Annotated in this window: 8 protein-coding genes; 2 read left to right on the top strand and 6 right to left on the bottom strand. The window is 38.2% G+C overall.

Annotated features, from left to right (window positions below; genetic code table 11):
- On the bottom strand, positions 1 to 581 hold a 581-nt coding region (locus BCG07_RS07500; RefSeq protein WP_286889607.1), incomplete at its 3' end, for a response regulator.
- 151 nt (positions 582 to 732) lie between these two features.
- Here BCG07_RS07500 and BCG07_RS07495 point away from each other — a divergent pair.
- A complete protein-coding gene (locus tag BCG07_RS07495) occupies positions 733 to 1314 on the top strand; it encodes an SRPBCC family protein (RefSeq protein WP_286889605.1) in 582 nt (193 codons plus the stop codon).
- Positions 1283 to 2170, top strand: a complete 888-nt coding sequence (locus BCG07_RS07490) for a TIGR03899 family protein (RefSeq protein ID WP_286889604.1) — start codon at positions 1283 to 1285, stop codon at positions 2168 to 2170. The genes BCG07_RS07495 and BCG07_RS07490 overlap by 32 nt, the downstream gene beginning before the upstream one ends.
- Before the next feature lie 33 nt (positions 2171 to 2203).
- Here BCG07_RS07490 and BCG07_RS07485 read toward each other — a convergent pair whose 3' ends face one another.
- The 5 genes from BCG07_RS07485 to BCG07_RS07465 all read right to left on the bottom strand — a co-directional run bounded on the left by BCG07_RS07485 (position 2204) and on the right by BCG07_RS07465 (position 5105).
- On the bottom strand, positions 2204 to 2974 hold the full coding sequence (locus BCG07_RS07485; protein WP_006792087.1) for a TIGR04219 family outer membrane beta-barrel protein: 771 nt from the start codon (positions 2972 to 2974) through the stop codon (positions 2204 to 2206).
- Positions 2975 to 2977: 3 nt separating this feature from the next.
- Complete coding sequence (locus tag BCG07_RS07480; RefSeq protein WP_010555652.1) at positions 2978 to 3964, bottom strand: DUF2333 family protein; 987 nt, start codon at positions 3962 to 3964, stop codon at positions 2978 to 2980.
- A gap of 8 nt (positions 3965 to 3972) precedes the next feature.
- Positions 3973 to 4482 (bottom strand): copper chaperone PCu(A)C, encoded by a 510-nt coding sequence (locus BCG07_RS07475; RefSeq protein ID WP_082014408.1) that lies wholly within the window; start codon positions 4480 to 4482, stop codon positions 3973 to 3975.
- Between the two features lie 79 nt (positions 4483 to 4561).
- A complete protein-coding gene (locus BCG07_RS07470) occupies positions 4562 to 4888 on the bottom strand; it encodes a hypothetical protein (protein ID WP_008130274.1) in 327 nt (108 codons plus the stop codon).
- Position 4889: 1 nt separating this feature from the next.
- Complete coding sequence (locus BCG07_RS07465) at positions 4890 to 5105, bottom strand: PspC domain-containing protein (protein ID WP_008130273.1); 216 nt, start codon at positions 5103 to 5105, stop codon at positions 4890 to 4892.
- Positions 5106 to 5125 lie beyond the last annotated feature (20 nt).

Below are 5125 nucleotides of genomic sequence, written 5' to 3'. Positions count from 1 at the left end.
TCAAGTGCTTTATTGCACAATACTTTTATATCTGTTTGCCCCAAAATGTATTTAGAGGCAGATAAAATAGTATTCATCGCTTGCGCTTGATACTCAAGCAGGCATATCTGTTCGAAAGAACGAATAGCAGCAATAAGCGTTGTCACAAGTTTTGAGCGTGTCAGCTCTGTTTTAGTTTTGTAATCGTTTATATCGTATTCACGAATAACTTTTTCTTCGGGGATATTAGCGGCTTGGCCCGTACGTAAAATAATGCGAACGCGTTTGTTATTTAGAATGTCTCTGACATGTTTAACCACCTGAAAGCCGGCATCGTCAGTTTCCATAATAACGTCTAAAAAAATAACAGATATATCATTGGGCTGAGTAAGTATATTTTTGGCCTCAGCGCCAGAATATGCGTGATGAAACCTAAGCCTAGCACCACCATACTCTAGTCCAGATAATGCGAGTTGTGTAACCGTATGAATTTCTTCGTCGTCGTCTACAATTAAAATATCCCAATAACGAGATGGCTCAACAACTATTTCGTCGTCTTGCTGTGGGTCTAAAAATAGAAAATCATTTTGTTCAGACGACATATTTACCCTTTTCTGGTACTGCTTAATGCTTAAATATTCTAACGTAATGTTTAAAAAGCTATAAATTTAGTTTTTGGCTTATGATCTAATTCATACTATAGTCGATTAACAAAAAGTTGTTATATATATAGTTAAAAAAACTACCAAAGGTATGGTTATTAAATTATTAAAAGTGCTGTTCAAATACGTATTAGTTTTACTACTTATAGTAGTCGTAGTCGGATTACTGCTGCCTCAAGATTATCGTGTAAGTAAACACGTAGAAATTAATGCCAATACCAGTACAATAAAAACACTTGTTGCCGACTTTAACCAATGGCACACATGGTCACCTTGGCAGCAAGTAGACCCTACCATTGAGTTTATTGTTAATGAACCTGGTGCTGGTGTAGGCGCTCATCAATCATGGGTAGGAAAATGGGGATATGGTGAAATGACTATAACCTCCCTAAGTGATGATGAAATGTCGTTCAACATATTGCTAAATAATGAACACATTATTGAAGGTACACTCACATTTTCACCGCAGGCAAATGCCAATACCGTGACCTGTTATATTGAGGGACAATCAACGACTCTTCTCATTTCAGGCTATATGGCACTCGTATATGAGTATATTTTAAATAACACTCTAGAGCTTGGGTTAAATAATTTAAAAACCGTAGCACAATTAAGCGATATACAAAGCGTAGCAAATAGCCATGACAGTAAAAACAGCACAAGCACGGATTAATCTAGCTAATATAATAGAATCGTTACTTGGCTACCCTGTGACTAAGGTGCCCAACAACGAAACTTCGCCATCATCAGAACAAAGTTACAATACGAAAGGGCAAGTAAAACCGCTGTACCATATAAATAGCGAACACCCTTTACTAACTCGCGCAAAGCAAAGACACGATTTACTGGCTATTAAGCGCCAACAAAATATAGAAGCTATTTTAACTAAAGCAATGGAGTTTTGCCCTGATGTAGCTAGCAATAAACACCCTGATGGAGATTGGGTTGAACACTTTATTGCTTTATGTGAGGACACCTCAAATAGCTCTATGCAAGCATTGTGGGCAAAAATTATAACCGGTGAAACATTAAGCCCGGGTACTTTTTCAATTAAAAGCTTACAAACACTAAAGCACATGACTCAACGCGAAGCTGACTCTTTGCAAAAATGCGTGTCTTTGTCAGGTTATAATGAAAAAGACGATAGCCACTTTATTTTACTTGGCTTTTATAAAAAACCGTCTTTATTTGACCTACTTCGTAAGGGAAATAAAGTGTCATTAAATTTAGGTAAAACAGGAATAAGTTTTCCCGATATTTTAACTTTAATGGATTTGAATTTGCTCTACAGAAAAGAAATCGAATCAGCGGTGCTTAAAGCTGGTCAAGAACTAACGTTATCGTTTTTATCTCAAAAGGTGACGCTTAAAGCAAAGAATAGTGATTTGGTGTTAAGCTATTACAAATTCACACAAACCGGTGATGAGCTATCTAAACTCATACGATTCCCTGTAAATAAAGTATATAAGCAGCTGGTAAACACGGCACTAGAGGGAGAGTTTGATTTAGCGTGGCATACTACAAAATAGGACGCCACGCTTTGTTTAATTAGAAGGCACTAATTAAAAATGAACCTGAATACCTGCAAACGGACCCGATGCGTCAATATCAGTAGTAATATCATCAATATCGTCAAGCTCTAATACCATTGATCGGTAACCCGCTTTAACAGCAATATCTACAGCTAAGTTATCTACAAGTTCCCAAGCAACACCTACTTGATAATCTTGCACTTTACTATCGTCAATTGCCAAAAGGCTGCCTTCAAAAAACACACTTAAACCTGTAAGTGGTAAGCCTGCTTCTGCACGCGCGTATGCAAGTGGCACAAAACCAGAAAACTCAACCGTTTCAGTAAAGTTTGCGCCACCATCTTGCGTAGTACCATTAACAATGATGTCACCGTCAAACTGCTTCGCGTTTAGACCTAAATCGATAGAAATCAAATCATTATCAAATATTTCGTAATACAAAATGTAATCTACATGCGTTAAATCGCTTACAGAATTAACGGTTGTACCCACTACGTAGTCTGAACCATTAAAGCTAAATGTATCATTTAGCACTGTAGAGCCATTTAGCTCAAGTTCTGTATACTTTAATTTAAGATTAGGTACTAATGGCACCGGATGTTCAAGCGCGGCGTAATAGCTTATGTATGTTTCATCTTCAAAGTTAAAATCTTGAGGTGCATTTGCTTTGTAAGAAAGCTGACCTTCATTATCCGACTGCCAACCATCAACACCTACATACAAACCTAATAGGGTATCAGCCTGAGCTACAGGTGCTAAACATGCCATAGATAAGGCAGCTGCTAAACAATACTTTTTCATTTTTTATCCTTGCGCTAATAGTTCGCTAAGTTCGATTAAAGCCGCGTTGGCTCTAGAAATATAATTTGCCATAACAAGAGAATGATTAGCAACATAGCCAAAACCATTTCCGTTTAAAATTAGTGGGCTCCATACAGTTTCTTGCGTGGCCTCAAGTTCACGAATGATTTGCTGTAAGCTGACGCGTGCGTTTTTCTTTTCAAGTACATCGTTAAAGTCATACTCTACGGCTTGTAAAAAATGCAGTAACGCCCACGTTGCACCGCGAGACTCATAAAACACATCATCAATATCAAGCCATGGTGTTCTTACTTGCTGCTGCAATGGAGCAAGCGTTGCTTGCTTATTTGAAGAATTACCAGCTAAATCAGTATTAACTTTATCTTGCCCAACACTTGCACTTAAACGCTGGCTTAGACTGCCTAAACGTTTTTCAGCTTCTTTTAACCAACTACGTAAGTTATCAGCGCGGGCATAAAACTGACTATCGCGCTCATGCTGATGAGCCATTTGCGTACGGTAAACAATTAAGTAATCAATCCCTTTTTGGTACTCGCCCTCAGCACTTGGCCACGCCCAAGCTTCAGAACTTATATTAAATTGAGGTTGTGCTTTTTTAAGCGCTTCGTGTTCAGTTGATTGCGATTGAGAGCGGCTAAAATCTTTTCTCATAGAAAGTGATAAATCACGAACCATTTCAAGTGCGCCATATTCCCAAGCAGGCATATCATCCATAATAATGCTAGGTGGTATTACGTCGTTTGATAAATACCCGCCCGGCTTATCAAGCAGCGTATTTGCAACAGTGATAAGTGTTGATGTAGTAATGTAACCCGTCACCATTGTTTCATTTCGAAGTTGCGCTTGCTCTTTTGCACTTTCAACCACATCAAAACGTGAAGGCTCAGTACTCCAGTAAACGGCAATGGCGTAAAATATAATAAGCAGTATAACTATAATGCCTGCTATTTTTCCTTTGTGTTGCGACATGTAAACTCCTAGTGATGAGAATGTTGTGCTGACGACTTAGCTTTATTTATTTGCGACTCTAGCGTAACCACCTCAATATTTGTAAATAAGCGATTACCATCACTAAAATATAGCGTTAGTTTGCGTTCTTGCCCTGCTTTTAAAGGCTCTTGTGGCTCAAATACCATTAAATGATAGCCTCCAGGCTGAAAATCGACACTTTCATGCGCTTTCACAATGACCGATTCAACCTTTTGCATTTTCATCATACCATCAACATGTGCATGCTCATGTATTTCAACACGTGCTAGTCCGTCAATACTGGCCTTTGTTAATATTGCATTTGTACCACTGTGATTGGAAATAGTTAAGTAGGCGGCACTTGCCTTACCGCCAGGTAAGAACTCTCTAACTTGCGCGTTACTTACTTCAAGTTGTGCGGTATCGGCTGAATGGTTATGGCCAGAGTGCGCAGCCAAAGATGACGAAAAAAAACTAAAAGCCAATGCAGACACAAAAGATAAACACAATTTTGTCATCATTTTAATCCTTGTAAAAACGTAATATCACACGTTAAATTTAACATAGTTAACGGGGAATAGTGAGTTAAATTAAGGATTAAGAAACCACTTTTTTGTTATCAGCCACTAACCAGCACAATACGGCAATAAATAATAATGGCCATGCAATCATCACTGAGCCAAATAGCAAAGCCAAAACAGTACCAATAACAGCCACTGCTGCTGCACCAATCAAACCTAAAGTCACTAACGCAGCAATTGCGGCAACGGCTACAATGGCTATAAGTACACTCACTAATTCAACACCAACCCAGCTCATATCTGCAATCCACAATGGAAACTGCCACGTGTCAAAGTTTAAAAATGAGAATGAGTTAGTAAAAAACACCAAATAAATGAGTATACAAACAGCTATAGCTTTCATTTTAAAATTCCTTAATATGCTTTTCTTCTAAACAGCAATGCGCAATAAAATAACTAAGCGCAACTACAAACGGAAAACTTAAAAACAGTAAAATAGTAACCAAACGTGTTGCCCACACCGGAAAATCTAATCGGTAAGCTAAGCCACTACATACGCCTGATATCTTTTTATTTAGCGTGTCTTTAAACCAACCACGCTGATGATTAAATCGACTCATAATTCCTCCTAGGCGCTTTG

This window comes from Pseudoalteromonas sp. ESRF-bin5 (genome assembly GCF_002632075.1).
Taxonomy (GTDB): domain Bacteria; phylum Pseudomonadota; class Gammaproteobacteria; order Enterobacterales; family Alteromonadaceae; genus Pseudoalteromonas; species Pseudoalteromonas marina.
This window is presented reverse-complemented; position numbering and strand designations above follow the sequence as displayed.